The sequence below is a fragment of the Empedobacter stercoris genome, assembly GCF_020281205.1.
In the GTDB taxonomy this organism is placed as follows: Bacteria; Bacteroidota; Bacteroidia; order Flavobacteriales; family Weeksellaceae; genus Empedobacter; species Empedobacter stercoris.
The window spans coordinates 157036-172511 of record NZ_JACXZC010000001.1 but is presented as its reverse complement, the minus strand read 5'-3'; the positions used below and the strand labels follow the sequence as shown (position 1 = coordinate 172511).

Sequence of the window (15476 nt, the reverse complement as noted above, 5' to 3'; positions counted from 1 at the left end):
ATTTAAACAAAAGGTGTTTTAACAACTTCTGCTAATACATTTTTATCACGAATTTGGATTCTAATTGTTGTACCAACTTTCGCGAAATCTGTATGAACATACGCCAAACCAATCCCTTGTTTCAACATCGGAGATTGCGTTCCAGAAGTTACGATACCAATTGTATTTTCGTTATCATCAACTACTTTATAATCGTGACGAGGAATTCCTCTTTCAATCATTTTAAATCCAACCAACTTCTTCTCCACTCCAGCTTCTTTTATTGCGCTTAGAATATCCGAAGAGATAAAATTTGTATCCAATTTCGTCACCCAACCTAATCCTGCTTCAAACGGATTTGTATCATCGTTGATATCATTTCCATACAAACAATATCCTTTCTCTAAACGTAACGTATCGCGTGATGCCAATCCACAAGGTTCGATATCAAAAGACTGACCTGCTTCCATCACTTTATCCCACATTTCGTTAGCTGCTTCATTTGCGAAATAAATTTCGAAACCACCAGAACCTGTATAACCAGTTGCTGAAATTATTACATTGTCAATTCCTGCAAATTTTCCTACAACAAAATGATAAAAAGGAATTTCTGCTAAATTGATATCTGTTAACGCTTGCATAGCTTCGATTGCTTTTGGTCCTTGAATCGCTAACAAAGACATTTCATCTGATTTGTTTGTTAACTCAGCTCCAAACGTATTGTGTTTGTTCATCCATTCCCAATCTTTATCGATATTAGAGGCATTTACAACTGCTAACCATTCGTCATCAGACATTTTATAGATAATCAAATCATCTACAATACCTCCTTTTTCGTTTGGCATTGCATTATATTGCGCTTGACCAATCGCAACTTTCGTTACATCATTCGTCAATAAATGTTGTAATAATTCTGTTGATTTCTCTCCTTTGATAAAGAATTGTCCCATGTGAGAAACATCAAAAACACCAACTTTTTCGCGAACCGCAAAGTGTTCTTGGTTAACACCTGCGTATTGCACTGGCATTTCATATCCAGCAAAAGGAACCATTTTCGCACCTAAATCTTTGTGCTTTTGGTTTAATGCAGTTACTTTCATTGTTTGTTTGCTTTGAATAAGTTTATAATTCTCCCAAAAATAAAGAAATAATTGTTAGGAAAATTTCTTAAATACTAAGTTTATCTAATTTTATGAATAATTTTCAAATCTCCTTTAGTTGCTTTATAAGGCTCAAAACGCATTATTGATTTTCCTTCACCAAATTTGTTCATAAACTTTTCGTTTATCTGACCTGATAATTTTTTAGGTTGACAACCTTCGCAAGGAATAATCAAAATAGTATCGTTTACTTTTCCTTTTACTTTTACAATTTCGTACGAATAATCTGTATCCAAACGAGAATTAATGGTATTTTCAATTGGTCGGTCAAAGCTATTTACAAAAAAAACTTGACGATTTTTATTGCTACCAATAATAATTGCGATACCAACTAAAATCAATAAAACGACAATTGATAAGGTTAAAATTTTTTTAAAGTCCATCTTTTTGGTTAATTCGTAGTTTAAAAGTAATAATTCATTCTGAATGAAAAAAATATTCATTTTATTTCCTATCTTTTTAGTCCTATTTACATTGATAATGAATAGTTGTACAAAGGCAAAAATTACGACAGAAAAAGAGCATGTATCCATCAAAAATATCCAAAATGGAGATTTAATCTTTGTTGGAGCATTAACCGAAGAACTTTCGGGTGCAATAAGTAGAGCAACAAAAATTTCGGATCAAACAAATTTTGATCATGTTGGATTAATTGAAAAAACGACTGATTCTATTTTTGTTTTGCATGCTGCGCCAATGGGCGGATCGCAACGCGAAGAAATTCATCATTTTTACAACGCGCAAACAGAAAAAAATAATCAAATTGTTATTTATCGTTTAAAAAAAGAATACCAATCGACGATTCCGAACGCAATTGCAAGAGCGAAAACCATGTTAGGAAAACCTTATAATTGGTTATATATTTTGAATGATGACGAATTATATTGTTCAGATTTTGTAGAAAGGGCTTTTCGTGATGATAAAGTTTTTGAATTGATTCCTATGAATTTCAAAAATAAAGAAACTGGAATTATTGATGATTTTTGGATAGATTTTTATCGTAAAAAAGGAAAAGAAGTTCCACAAGATGAACCTGGAACAAATCCAAATCAATTAGCAACTTCTGAGAAATTAATTCGAATTGGGGCGTTGAGATTATGAATAAAAAAAGAATATTAGCAATTACATTTCTAATTATATGTAGCGCATTTCTATTTTTTAATTCCAACCTTTACATAAATAATCAGAATTGGAAATATAGAAATGGATACCATGTTGGAGATACATTAAATAGAGATGTGAATATTTCTAGCGATGAAACTCTTTATTGCCTTGGATATATTTTAATAATCAAAAATAACAAAACAAGTGAAAAAGGGTATTATATAAAAAAACTCTTCGACAAACTCAGAGTGACAGAAATAGATGAAAAAACTCACTTATCATTCTTAGTCTATCAAAAAATAGAGACTTGAAGTTGTAAAGAAAATATCCCTACTTTTACCAGATGAAACAAAACATTATTTATTCTGTTCTATTTTTTTGTGTCTTGTTTGGGCTAAAATATTTTTTCGATAAAAGCGACATGCAATCCATGTTGATTAGTTCGGGAATTGGTACGGCAATCTTTTTTATTTACCGTGCTATAATTAGACAAAAATTATACAAACAAAAAGACCAAGAAAACTAATTTCCTTGGTCTTTTTTTATTGCGTTCATCGCTTCTTCTATATGCAGATCTGCTGTATTAGAAACAATATGTTTAATTAATTTTCCTTGTTTATTAAAGACAAATGTTTCGCGTGGCGTAATCAGTCCTAATTTCTTTTTGATTCCCAATAACTTTGTCAATTTTGCACCTTTATCAGAAAGTAGCGGAAAGTTAAGTTGATGTTTGGTATAAAACTTTTCGTGAGATGATGTTGATTGTCCATTAATCCCAACGACAACAGTATCCAATGCTTTAAAATCTGCATTCACATCTCGGAATTGACACACTTCCTTGGTACACATTGGCGTAAAATCCATTGGGTAAAAAAACAAGACAAAATATTTTTTGTATAAAAATTCGTCCGAATTAAACCAATTTCCTTTGTTATCTTCCAACGAAAAAGTTGGGATGTGATCACCTATTTTCATTCGCCTGTATATTCTACAAAATTACGTGGAGTTTCGTATAAAGTCACTTTCAATTCTAAATCTGAAGCTAATTTTGCACGAATTTTATTCCATATTAAAATCACAATATTCTCGGCTGTTGGATTTACATTTTTGAATTCTTCGATGTCTACATTCAGATTTTTATGGTCTAAATAATCTTCCACTTCAACCGCAATGATTTTTCGTAATTCATCTAAATTCATAACAAATCCTGTTTCTTGATCAACTTCACCTTTCACCGCAACAATAATTTCGTAATTATGTCCGTGATAATGGGGATAAGAACATTTTCCGAAAACTTCAAAATTTTGTTCCTCGCTCCAATTTTTATTAAATAATCGGTGGGCAGCGTTAAAATGTGCTTTTCTGTTGACAGTAACTTTCATCTGGTATAATTTTTATTCTTCGATATACGAAACGTAATGTTCAAAAATAATTTTGAACCAAGCGGTATAATTTTGAGGATTTTTTTCCATATCCTTTTTCAAATCATCCAATTCAACCCAACGATAAGCCATCACTTCTTCTGGATTCAATTTTGGGTCTTCATCAAATGTGCCGATAAACACATGGTCCAATTCATGTTCGATCAAATCGTTTTCTAAATGAGCTTTGTAAATAAAATTAAATTTATACTCTAATTCACAATCAAACCCCATTTCTTCTTGCAATCTTCTATGTGCTGCTTCTTCGTATGTTTCGTTATCACGCGGATGACTACAACACGTATTGGTCCACAACGTAGGCGAATGATATTTACTTGCAGCTCGTTGCTGAATCATCAATTCACCTTTCGAATTGAATACAAAAACAGAAAATGCCCGATGTAACAAACCTGCGACATGTGCTTGTTGTTTTTCCATCAATCCTAATTTTTGATCATCTTGATCAACTAAAACTACGAATTCTTTCATGTAACAAAAATAACCTTTTAAATAGGATTAAAAAAGAAGTTCGATTTCTTTGTGTTTAAATTCTCTTAATTCTTGATTGATCTCAATCAGTAAATTTCCTGCCTCATTTACATCCAAAATGGTTCCTTCAACTAATTCACCATCTACTCTAAATGTTGAAATTTCATCTTTTCGAAATAAATTATCTAAATAGGTTTGATGTATTTTTTCGAAATTCTTGTGTTCTAAGTCTCTATATTCTTGTTCAAAAAAACGCATTAAATCTGACAAAATTTCCTCAATGTCATATGTTTTGTCAGTTACTTTACAGATTGATGTAGCTTTTGGTAAGTGATTAAAATCAGTTTGATTAACATTTATTCCTATACCAATTATAGAATTCATCACTCCATTTGATCGGTGATTTTCGATTAAAATTCCACAAACTTTTTTATCCTTCAAAATGATATCATTTGGCCATTTTACGTTAGTTTTCGGGTGAAATTGTTTTAAAAATAGACAAATAGCATTTGAAACCCATTGATTAAAATAAATTAACTCTTGAAAACTATAATCCGTTTTCAGTAAAAAACTAAAGGTCAAATTTTCTCCTGCCACAACTTTCCATTCATTCCCAGCGTAACCTTTTCCTTTTGTTTGATTTTTAGCATGTATGACAGTCCAACTATTGGCATCTTTTTTGGACAATTCGACCAAGAACTCGTTCGTATTAGGCAAAGAATCAAAACTAATTAAATACATTTTTTTTACTATTTTTAAAGAGTGGTTAAAGTTATTTTAAAAAGTTTAAACTTTAATAAGGATTCACTAAATTTGCGAATCACAAAATAAAAGATGATAGATACTCAATATACAAAAGACTTGCTAGATAGCATTGTTGATGGAATTACAAATGTGAAAGGAGAAGAAATTACGATTTTGGATCTTCGAGAAATTGAAAATGCAATTTGCCAATACTTTGTTATTTGTACAGGAAATTCTAACACTCAAGTTAGTGCAATAACAGGTTCTATAGAAAGAACTGTAAAATCTGAAATGTCAGAAAGACCTTTTCATGTAGAAGGAAGACAAAATAACCAATGGGTTTTAATGGATTACACAAATGTTATTGTCCATGTTTTTCAAAAAGAATACAGAGAATATTACGATATCGAAAGTCTTTGGGGTGATGCTGTAGAGACACGTATCGAAATGGAATATTAATCATAACTGAAACCAAAAAAATTGAAAAAAAATAATTTTAAACCTTCGGGATTTAATCCTACATGGATATATGGTATTATAGGATTATTGCTGATTGCCTTTTTATTATTTTCTGATAATATTGGAGGTGTAGGCGGAACTACTAAAAATATTGACCGTACTACATTCCTTACTTATGTAGAAAAAGGCTATGTTAAAGAGGCAGATTTAGAAAAAGAAACAGGTCGTGTAAGTGTTTACTTAACAGAAGAGGCCTTGAATAATGAAGAATTTAAAAAGTTCAAAAATACAAAGGAAAATTTAAATCCTTTTGCAACAGGAGCTCCAAACTTCACTTTTAATGTAGCAGATGCTGGAAATTTTGAAAAAGATTTTTACGAAAATGTTGAAAAAAGTCCAAATAAAACTGCAAAACTTAATACACTTGTATCAAACGGTTTTGGAGGATTATTTATGAATCTTTTCATTTCATTAATTTTCTTCGGATTAATCTACTTCTTACTATTCAGAAGAATGGGTGGAGGTGGATCTACTGGCGGAGGTGGCGGAATCTTCTCTGTGGGTAAATCTAAAGCAAAATTGTTTGAAGGTGATGATCACATCAAAACAACTTTTAATGATGTAGCTGGTTTAGAAGGTGCCAAAGAAGAAATAGAAGAAATTGTAGAATTCTTAAAACACCCAGATAAATTCACAAAATTAGGTGGACGTATACCAAAAGGAGCCTTATTAGTAGGACCTCCAGGTACAGGGAAAACCTTATTAGCAAAAGCTGTTGCAGGAGAAGCAAAAGTTCCTTTCTTCTCATTGTCAGGATCAGATTTCGTAGAAATGTTTGTGGGAGTTGGTGCATCTCGTGTACGTGACTTATTCAAAAATGCAAAAGAAAAATCTCCGTCAATCATCTTTATTGATGAGATTGATGCAATTGGTCGTGCACGTGGAAAATCAAACTTTACAGGATCTAATGACGAACGCGAAAATACATTAAACCAATTATTAACAGAAATGGATGGTTTCGGAACAGAATCTAACGTAATTGTAATTGCTGCAACAAACCGTGCCGATGTATTGGACAAAGCCTTAATGCGCCCAGGTCGTTTTGACAGAATTATTCACGTCGATTTACCTGAATTAAACGAACGTAAAGAAATCTTCGCGGTACATTTACGTCCTTTAAAATTAGGTGAAGATGTTGAAATAGAATTTTTAGCGAAACAAACACCAGGTTTTTCTGGAGCAGATATTTTCAATGTTTGTAACGAAGCAGCTTTAGTTGCTGCTCGTAAAAATAAAGAAGTAGTTGAAAAACAAGACTTCTTAGACGCTGTAGACCGTATTATCGGCGGTTTAGAGAAGAAAAGTAAAGTAATCAAACCATCTGAGAAAAAACGTATCGCTTATCACGAAGCTGGTCACGCAACAATCGGTTGGTTAACAGAACATGCTGCACCTTTAGTTAAGGTAACTATCGTTCCTCGTGGACGTTCATTAGGAGCCGCTTGGTATTTGCCAGAAGAAAGACAAATTACAACAACAGAACAATTGTTAGACGAAATGTGTATGACAATGGGTGGTCGTGCTGCGGAAGAAGTTGTTTTTGGTAATATTTCTACAGGAGCGTTAAGCGACTTAGAAAAAGTGACAAAACAAGCCAATGCAATGATTAGTATTTATGGTCTTAATAAAGAAATCGGAAATGTTTCGTACTACGATTCTTCTGGGCAAAACGAATACGGATTCAGTAAACCATATTCTGAACAAACAGCTCAAGTTATTGACAAGGAAATTAAGAAAATGATTGAAGAGCAATATGTAAGAGCAAAAGAAATCTTAGATATTAATCGTGATAAAGTTGACTTATTGGCTCAAAAATTAATTGAGAAAGAAGTTATTTTCAGAGAAGATTTAGAAGAAATCTTCGGCCCAAGAAAATATGTCAGCGAATTAGATCAAATGGAAGAGAAAGATGAAAAAACTTTCGAAACTGAACCGCAACAAGTAGTTCAACCAGAATCTGGAAATGATATTTAATCAAACCATATAATTTTCAAAAAAAATCGCCTTAAATAGGCGATTTTTTTTTACTTCTTATTATATTGTTAAAAATTATTACCTTTAGGGTAAATTTGTATTAAACCCGTACAAAAATTATACATTCCCATGTGGAAAGCAATTAAAAACCTACTTAAAAAAGCGACAGAGAAATCTGAAAATATTGACGATGATAATCATATTGATTTATTTCATCCCAATTTTTCTGAAAACAAAATTTCTATGGACGAAGTTTTTGCTACAAACTTCAACGCTGGTGGTGGTCATTTTTTATTCTGTGATAACAATCAAGAAGCTTTTCAAAACTTAAAAGAAATCATCAATTACGAAAATGTAACCGAATTAATTTGTCTTGATCCGAAACTTCAAGAGATGTTAACAAATAATCAGATTCCATATGTAGAAAACCCATGTGACTCGCGTTACACACTTAGTTTTCTGAATTGCGAATTCTTAATTGCGTTTGATGGTAGTATTATGTTATCTGCACATCAAACTTGTGGTAGAAATATAGATGATTTTCCATCAAATTTTATTATCTATGCACGCCCATCTCAATTAGTAGAAAATGTTGGGGCGGCATTACAAAAATTACGAACATTAAAAAAAGACAACCTTCCATCTAAAATAACTTCTATTCGCGGGAAAAACATGCACAAATTTCCTAATATACAGAATGCGAAGAATATTTATTTGTTGTTGGTTGAAGAATAGCGATGAAAAATTTAGCAATTAGAGCTTTCTCGGGACTTATATATGCACTTATTATATTTTTCGGAACAACAATACATCCAAAAGGGTTAATCGTCTTAATGATGGTTTTCGGACTTTTTTGTTTGTACGAATTCTTTAAAATCACAAACCTTACCAATAAACTTTACAAATTAGGAGCTTTGTTAGCTGCATTAATTGTTTTTGGTTATTATGGAAAAGAGTTTTTAGAAGCCTTCGAAACATCTAACCATTATTATTTTCACTTAAGAAGTTTATATTTCATTATACCTGTTTTATTTGTTTTTAGCATTTATGTTATTTTCAAATCTACAAATGAGTTATTGAATGATTTTGGAAAAGTTACTTTGGGTTTAACATACGTTATCGCTCCTTTTGCTGTCGCACTAACCTTACCAAGTTTTGATTATGCTTTAGGCGAAAAGGTAATGCATAACGAAGTTTTCTTTGTTTTCTTATTACTTTGGTGTAGTGATACATTTGCTTATTTGACAGGAAACTTAATCGGAAAACATAAATTAGCACCAAAAATATCGGGAGCTAAGACATGGGAAGGATTTTTTGGAGGAATCGTTTTTACGTTAATAGCTGGATTTTTGATTCAGAACTATTTTGGAGATAACTTACATGGAAATTGGATGATTATAGGTTTAATCGTTGCTGCATTAGGTCCAGTAGGAGATTTAACAGAGTCTAAATTGAAACGTTTTTTCAATGTAAAAGACAGTAGCAATTTAATTCCTGGTCATGGTGGTTTTTTAGATCGATTAGATAGTTTTATATTTGTCGTCCCATTTGTTTATTTGTATTATTTATTCGTATATATTTTATGAAACTTCACAGAGAAGGAACAGCAATTTTGATCGGTTGCTTAATTTTATTTGCAATCGCTACAGGAGTATTAAATTACTTTTTCCCTGTTTATGGCTTTTATTTTGCCTTGCCTTTATGGATACTTTACGGCTTTATCGTTTGGTTTTTCAGAAATCCAATTCGAGAATCAGACTCATCTGAAAACTGCGTTATTGCACCTGTAGACGGAAAAGTTGTTGTATTAGAAGAAGTATATGAAAGTGAATTTTTGAATCAGAAATGCATTCAATTATCTATTTTCATGACACCACTTAATGTACACGTTACACGTTATCCAGTAAATGGAAAAGTCATTTATTCAAAATATCATCCAGGAAAATTTTTAGTTGCTTTTCATCCAAAATCATCAGAATTAAACGAAAGAACAACGGTTGTAGTAGAAAATGCTGACCATACAAAAATTCTTTTTAGACAGATTGCTGGTGCTGTTGCGAGAAGAATTGTTTGTTATAGTAAAGAAAATGACACAGCTGTTGCTGGTAAAGAATACGGTTTTATCAAATTCGGTTCACGTGTTGATATCTTTTTACCACTTGATACAGAAATCAATGTAAAAGTTGGTGATAAAACAAAAGGCGGAATTCAGAAAATTGCACAATTGAAATAAATCAGTTAGTTGAACTCAATGTTTTTAACTAATTTTGTCAAAACAATATATTAATCATATACCCATACAATAAATTTTGTACGTCATGAAAAAATTAATTCTTTTAGTAGCTGTTGCTGCATTTGCTACTTCTTGTAACTCTAAAGCTGGTGGTAACCACGCTGTACTTCCTGTAGTTCACGAACCTGCTACTGCTGAAGAAATGCATCATAAAGCTGAAGCTCCTCATGAAAAACATGAAGAAGTAGTTGAAGAAAAACAAGAGGAAGTGAAAGATTCTACAAAAACTGTAGAAACTCCGAAAGTTGAGAAAAAAGATACTTTAAAAGCTGAACAATAAGATTCAGCTTTTTTTATTCATTTATTTTAATAATTTTCTTATCATCTCCAATCACATAATTGCAATTCTTGGGACGAATGTAAAATGATCGAGTATTCGAATTATTTTTTGATATAATGGATAATATTTGTTGATAAGAAAACTCCTCTGCTTCTAATACTATATGATTCTCAGTTAACGAATGTAGTTCAGAAGTAGGATTTAACCAATAAAAATCTTCCTCATTTATATCAACTTTGAGTTTATTATTTGATGGATTGATTGAAAACTTCAAGATTTCTAACAAATATTTAATCGAAATTCCTAAACGTAAAAGTTGATAATTCAACCTATTATTTTTATAGTATTTCGCCAAAAAAATCATCATTGCTTCAAAAAAATGTTTGTAATATTTTTTATCTCGCTTTGTACTTTCTCCTTTATAATGTAAAACGGTTATATCTCCTTTATAATAGTTTTTATAGCCCGCTAATTCAGCACTGAAAGATAAATCGATGTCTTCACCATACATAAAATAACGTGGATCAAACCCTCCTATTTGTTGGTAAATCTTTTTCGTAGTAAACATAAAAGCACCAACCAAAATTTCGCAAGGTGCCGTTTCAAACTCCTCCACTTCTAATTTATAATAATTATTCTTTTGTGAATGATTAAATCGATTAAATAGTTTAGAAAAAGAGTTTTTTGCTGTGGGGATATTTCGTTTAGATTCTGGATGAAAATTACCATTTGTATCCATCAAACGAACGCCTATAAATCCAATTTTTTCTTTCGATTGATGAAGTTCTATTAAAGGTTTAAACAAATTCTCTGGTAGAACAGTATCCGGATTAAGAATCAAAATATATTCACCCAAAGCCTTTTCAACAGCTATATTATTCGCTTTTGCAAAACCATGATTCTCTTTTTGAAGCAGAAACTTAACCTCTGGAAAAAGGTTTTGTAGAACTGTAAAATCTATTTCTGATGAATTATTATCAATTACAATGATTTCGCCATCTATGTTTTGTAAAGCTTGTTGACACGAATCAAGGCAAAGCTCTAGATGTTTTGGTGCATTATAACTAACAATAATTATCGATACTTTCATTTAAAATTTATTTTCAGAATACGGTATTCGATGCTGAATAGATCGAACCAATGTAGCTTCATCTGCATATTCCAATTCATCACCAACACCAAGTCCTCTCGCAATAGCTGAAAAAATAATTTCAGTATTCTTTAATTGTCGGTACAAATAAAAAACAGTTGTGTCACCTTCCATTGTCGAACTTAAGGCAAAAATTATTTCTTTTACATTCTCATTCTGAACACGATCAACCAAGGTTTGAATATTTAATTGTCCTGGACCGATGCCTTCCATTGGAGAAATCTTTCCTCCTAAAACGTGATATTGTCCTTTAAATTGTCCTGTGTTTTCAATTGCCATGACATCACGCACATCTTCTACTACACAAATCGTTGTTTCGTCTCGTAAAGGATTATTGCATATATCACAAACCTCATCATCAGAAATCGTATGACAATGCTGACAATACTTCACATCATTCACCAGATGAGAAAGTGCTTCAGATAAAGCAGTTGTCTGAGATTTGGGACGATTTAACATATGTAAAACAAGTCGTAATGCAGTTCTCTTCCCTATTCCTGGCAAATTTGACATCTCTTCTACAGCTCGCTCTAAAACCTTGCTTGGGTAATTCATTCGTTCAAAAAAATTATAGACGACAAATTTACAATATTATCTTCTTAAATTTAATCGGTCATCATTAACTCAAAAATATTAAATTTGGGCTTATTTACTAAATAAATTATGAACTCAACAATTTTACTACTTTGTGTTATCGTATACTTTGTAGGACTTTTAGTTATCTCTTACTATACCAGCCGAAATTCTGACAATCAATCTTTCTTTAACGGAAACAAGAAAAGTAAATGGTGGTTGGTAGCCTTCGGTATGATTGGAACAAGTCTTAGTGGTGTTACTTTTATTTCGGTTCCGGGTACTGTTGGTAAGCTAACTGGATCGGAATATATTTACGGAGGATTCGAATATTATATGATGGTCATAGGGTTTTTCCTTGGTTACTTTATCGTAGCCGGAGTTTTACTTCCGTTGTATTACCGAATGAATTTAACCTCAATTTACACCTATCTCGGGAAACGTTTCAATGTCGAAGCACACAAAATGGGATCTGTTTTCTTCATTATTTCAAGAGGGATTGGTGCTACTGCTCGCCTGTATTTAGTTGTAAATGTCTTACAAATCTTTTTGTTAGATAATCTTGGCATTCCGTTTTGGGCAACAACATTCGTCTTATTATTGATGATATTATTATACACCTTCGAAGGTGGTGTAAAAACAATTGTGGTTACAGATACCTTACAAACATCTTTCATGATTATTAGTTTGATTGCTTGTATTTGGTTCATCTTATCGCACCTTAATTTATCTGTTGGCGAAGCTTACGATATGATGCAAGACAAGAACTACACACATTTGATTAATCTTGACCCAAACTCGAAAACTTATTTCCTAAAAACAATATTGGGTGGTATGTTTATCACGATTGCAATGACTGGTTTGGACCAAGAAATGATGCAGAAAAATATTTCGGTTGACAATCTACACAACTCCAAAAAGAACATGTTAACCTTTGCAGGAACATTGTTAATTGTCAATTTAGCATTCCTTTTCTTAGGTGGATTACTGTATTTATATGCGATGAGCGAAGGTGGTTTTTACACCGCCGATGGTTTCTTTATGCAACAAGGTGGGCAAAATATTATGGGTGATGATATGTTCCCTGCACTTTCTCTTTTAGGAGAACATTTCCCTATGATTATTTCGATTATCTTTATTATCGGTTTAATCTCTGCCCTATTCCCTTCTGCCGATGGTGCATTAACAGCGGTAACAAGTTCTTATTGTGTCGATTTATTAAACATCAACGAGGACAAAGTAAAATCGGAAAAGGAAAAGAAAAAGATTCGTATTCGTGTTCACTTAGTTTTTACGGTTGTCTTTTTTATTTTAATCATGGTTTTTAAAGCGATCAACAACAAATCTATTGTATATCTTGTGATGGAAGTTGCTGGTTACACGTATGGACCACTATTAGGTTTGTTCGCTTTCGGAATTTTAACCAAACGTAATATTTACAAAAAATACGCAATCATTACAGTAGCACTTTCAGCACCTGTCTTAACTTATATCATCAACGAATTAGTCATTAACTTTAGCGACTATAGAATTGGTGTTGAATTAATCATACTAAATGGTTTATTAACTTTTATTGGATTGTGGCTTGTAAGCTCTACCAAAGAAAAAGAAGTTTCTTACTAAACTATTAATCTAAAAATCTAATACTATACTACTTATGAAAAAAATTGCAGTTATCGGAGCAGGAAATCTAGGAATCTCAATTATAGAAGGTCTTATAAAAAACAAAGCTTTTGATGGTAAACAAATTATTGCAACTCGAAACAATTTAACTAAAATTGAACATCTTAAAAAACTGGGAGTTACAATTACAAATGACAATCATTTTGCAGTAAAAGAAGCTAATTACATCTTACTATGTGTAAAACCTTACAAAGTAGATGAGATTTTAACTCAACTAAAAAATGATTTTAGTACAAATACAATATTAGTATCTGTGGCAACAGGTATTTCATTGGAAACGTACCAAAAACTTTTGCCTAATGGAATATCTATTTTTCGTGCTATGCCAAATACAGCAGCTTCTGTAGAAGAATCGATAACTTGTATTTGTGGGAATAAAACCGATAGTACCTTAGTCAACGAAATAAAAGCAATTTTTAATCCTATCGGTGAAACCGTGGTTATTAATGAAGAATTGATGAACGCAGCAACTGTTATCGGTGCGTGTGGAATTGCTTATGTTTTACGTTTTATAAGAGCTATGATACAAGGTGGAATAGAGATTGGTTTCGATACACAAACTGCATCCAAAATTGTAACTCAAACAGTTAAAGGAGCCGCTGAACTTTTAATAGAAAACGGTTTACATCCAGAACAAGAAATTGATAAAGTTACAACACCAAAAGGTTGTACGATTGCAGGATTAAACGAAATGGAACATCAAGGATTTAGTTCTGCTTTGATTAAAGGAATTAAAACCTCATTTGAAAAAATTTAAAATGGAAAAAAAATTAAAATTAATCTGGGATTTTTATGGTCCCGATGCTATACCAACGGCAAAACATCACGCCATTCATCTAAAGCAATACGCAGAGAAAGAAAAATTACAAAGTACGTTTGCAGAATTTGTTGAGGTTGAACCTGAATATGCAGTTGCTTATTTGGTAGTCATAGAATCAGAAATGATACAAGTGCGCGATGCCCTAATACCACATCGTGGCGAATGGCACGTAGAAGAATAAGTACAGAAAAAATGGAGAAGCTTAGGTTTCTCCATTTTTTTGTATGATGAATATAATTTATAACCTATAAAATTAGAAGTACAAACAGAGGCTTCTTGTTTTTCAACTCTTACGCAGTTTTTCATTAACGCATCAGCAACTTAAGTTTCATTGGTCATTATTCCCCCTATTTGTAGCGATTTATGTCCTATCATTTTTTTGCCGATTAAAAAAGAATTATTTTTGTTCAAATTTTTATAAACAAACAATGACACTTCAAGAACTTCAAACACAAGTACAACAAACAAGGAGAGATATTTTGAGAATGGTACATGCCGTAAACAGTGGACACCCAGGTGGTTCATTGGGTTGTGCAGAATATTTTGCTGCATTATACGGTAAAATAATGAGCTATTCGACAGATTTTTCTATGGATGGAAAAGGAGAAGATTTATTTTTCTTATCAAACGGACACATTTCACCAGTTTTCTACAGCACATTGGCTCGTACAGGGTTTTTCCCAGTAAGCGAATTGGCTACATTCAGAAAATTAGATTCACGTTTACAAGGTCACCCAACAACACACGAAGGTTTGCCAGGTATTCGTATTGCATCAGGGTCTTTGGGACAAGGATTATCTGTTGCATTGGGAGCTGCACAAGCAAAAAAATTAAACAACGACGACAAATTAGTTTATACCTTACACGGTGATGGTGAATTGCAAGAAGGTCAAGTTTGGGAAGCATTTATGTACGCTGCTGGTAAAAAAGTGGATAATGTAATTGCTACAATTGATTATAACGGTCGCCAGATAGATGGAGATACTGATGTTGTAATGCCTTTGGGTGATTTGAAAGCGAAATTAGAAGCTTTTGGATGGATTGTTTTGGAAGAAAAAGAGGGGAATAATTTAGAAAAAGTTATTGCTATTTTAGAAAAAGCAAAGACATTAACAGGTAACGGAAAACCAGTTTCTATCTTATTATATACAGAGATGGGGAACGGTGTTGATTACATGATGGGAAGTCATTCTTGGCATGGGAAAGCACCTAACGACGAGCAATTAGCTTCTGCATTAGAGCAAAATCCAGAAACTGAATTAAAAGATTACTAAAAACAATCTAACA

The 15476-nt window shown here is 32.2% G+C and carries 19 protein-coding genes; 11 read left to right on the top strand and 8 right to left on the bottom strand.

All coding sequences use genetic code 11. The features are described from left to right. Nucleotides 1-2 precede the first annotated feature (2 nt). Both gcvT and IF125_RS00855 read right to left on the bottom strand, forming a co-directional pair. A complete protein-coding gene (gene gcvT / locus IF125_RS00860) occupies nt 3-1079 on the bottom strand; it encodes a glycine cleavage system aminomethyltransferase GcvT (RefSeq protein ID WP_171623259.1) in 1077 nt (358 codons plus the stop codon). Nucleotides 1080-1159: 80 nt separating this feature from the next. Next, entirely contained in the window at nt 1160-1522 is a 363-nt protein-coding gene (locus tag IF125_RS00855) for a hypothetical protein (RefSeq protein WP_171623258.1), read from the bottom strand. A 43-nt stretch (nt 1523-1565) separates the two neighbouring features. On the opposite strand from IF125_RS00855, the gene IF125_RS00850 reads away from it, so the two are divergent. Continuing rightward, the gene (locus IF125_RS00850) at nt 1566-2240 is read left to right on the top strand and encodes a YiiX/YebB-like N1pC/P60 family cysteine hydrolase (RefSeq protein ID WP_225541198.1); all 675 of its coding nucleotides are present in this window, start codon (nt 1566-1568) and stop codon (nt 2238-2240) included. Between the two features lie 525 nt (nt 2241-2765). Here the strand turns inward: IF125_RS00850 and IF125_RS00845 are convergent. Genes IF125_RS00845 through IF125_RS00830 form a run of 4 tightly spaced genes read right to left on the bottom strand, consistent with a single transcriptional unit; the run spans nt 2766 to nt 4894 of the window. Next, nucleotides 2766-3218, bottom strand: a complete 453-nt coding sequence (locus IF125_RS00845) for a peroxiredoxin (RefSeq protein WP_225539778.1) — start codon at nt 3216-3218, stop codon at nt 2766-2768. Next, complete coding sequence (locus IF125_RS00840; protein ID WP_225541197.1) at nt 3215-3625, bottom strand: 6-pyruvoyl trahydropterin synthase family protein; 411 nt, start codon at nt 3623-3625, stop codon at nt 3215-3217. Before IF125_RS00840 ends, IF125_RS00845 begins: the two co-directional genes overlap by 4 nt. A 12-nt stretch (nt 3626-3637) precedes the next feature. Next, nucleotides 3638-4153: an isopentenyl-diphosphate Delta-isomerase gene (gene idi, locus IF125_RS00835; protein ID WP_171623254.1), complete on the bottom strand. Its 516-nt coding sequence runs from the start codon at nt 4151-4153 to the stop codon at nt 3638-3640. 27 nt (nt 4154-4180) lie between these two features. Then, complete coding sequence (locus tag IF125_RS00830) at nt 4181-4894, bottom strand: biotin--[acetyl-CoA-carboxylase] ligase (RefSeq protein WP_171623253.1); 714 nt, start codon at nt 4892-4894, stop codon at nt 4181-4183. 93 nt (nt 4895-4987) lie between these two features. On the opposite strand from IF125_RS00830, the gene rsfS reads away from it, so the two are divergent. From rsfS to IF125_RS00800, 6 genes are all read left to right on the top strand, one after another. Beyond that, nucleotides 4988-5356 carry a ribosome silencing factor gene (gene rsfS, locus IF125_RS00825; RefSeq protein WP_171623252.1) on the top strand — a complete coding sequence of 123 codons (369 nt, stop codon included), beginning with the start codon at nt 4988-4990 and terminating at the stop codon, nt 5354-5356. Nucleotides 5357-5377: 21 nt separating this feature from the next. After that, nucleotides 5378-7390, top strand: a complete 2013-nt coding sequence (ftsH, locus tag IF125_RS00820; RefSeq protein WP_225541196.1) for an ATP-dependent zinc metalloprotease FtsH — start codon at nt 5378-5380, stop codon at nt 7388-7390. Between the two features lie 129 nt (nt 7391-7519). After that, on the top strand, nt 7520-8125 hold the full coding sequence (locus IF125_RS00815) for a hypothetical protein (RefSeq protein ID WP_171623250.1): 606 nt from the start codon (nt 7520-7522) through the stop codon (nt 8123-8125). Between the two features lie 2 nt (nt 8126-8127). After that, complete coding sequence (locus IF125_RS00810; protein WP_188319111.1) at nt 8128-8976, top strand: phosphatidate cytidylyltransferase; 849 nt, start codon at nt 8128-8130, stop codon at nt 8974-8976. After that, nucleotides 8973-9623, top strand: a complete 651-nt coding sequence (locus IF125_RS00805) for a phosphatidylserine decarboxylase family protein (protein ID WP_171623248.1) — start codon at nt 8973-8975, stop codon at nt 9621-9623. The genes IF125_RS00810 and IF125_RS00805 overlap by 4 nt, the downstream gene beginning before the upstream one ends. Nucleotides 9624-9708: 85 nt before the next feature. After that, nucleotides 9709-9963: a hypothetical protein gene (locus IF125_RS00800; RefSeq protein ID WP_171623247.1), complete on the top strand. Its 255-nt coding sequence runs from the start codon at nt 9709-9711 to the stop codon at nt 9961-9963. 13 nt (nt 9964-9976) lie between these two features. Here IF125_RS00800 and IF125_RS00795 read toward each other — a convergent pair whose 3' ends face one another. Further along, nucleotides 9977-11053, bottom strand: a complete 1077-nt coding sequence (locus IF125_RS00795) for a glycosyltransferase family 2 protein (protein WP_225541195.1) — start codon at nt 11051-11053, stop codon at nt 9977-9979. Beyond that, complete coding sequence (recR, locus tag IF125_RS00790) at nt 11054-11668, bottom strand: recombination mediator RecR (protein WP_171623245.1); 615 nt, start codon at nt 11666-11668, stop codon at nt 11054-11056. It lies immediately after the preceding gene. A 108-nt stretch (nt 11669-11776) separates the two neighbouring features. Between recR and IF125_RS00785 the strand changes: the two genes are divergently transcribed. From IF125_RS00785 to IF125_RS00770, 4 genes are all read left to right on the top strand, one after another. Beyond that, entirely contained in the window at nt 11777-13309 is a 1533-nt protein-coding gene (locus IF125_RS00785; protein ID WP_188319113.1) for a sodium:solute symporter, read from the top strand. A gap of 34 nt (nt 13310-13343) precedes the next feature. Beyond that, nucleotides 13344-14126, top strand: a complete 783-nt coding sequence (gene proC / locus IF125_RS00780; protein ID WP_171623243.1) for a pyrroline-5-carboxylate reductase — start codon at nt 13344-13346, stop codon at nt 14124-14126. 1 nt (nt 14127) lies between these two features. After that, complete coding sequence (locus IF125_RS00775) at nt 14128-14370, top strand: hypothetical protein (protein WP_188319114.1); 243 nt, start codon at nt 14128-14130, stop codon at nt 14368-14370. A 247-nt stretch (nt 14371-14617) separates the two neighbouring features. Beyond that, nucleotides 14618-15463 (top strand): transketolase, encoded by an 846-nt coding sequence (locus tag IF125_RS00770; protein WP_171623241.1) that lies wholly within the window; start codon nt 14618-14620, stop codon nt 15461-15463. Nucleotides 15464-15476: the final 13 nt, after the last annotated feature.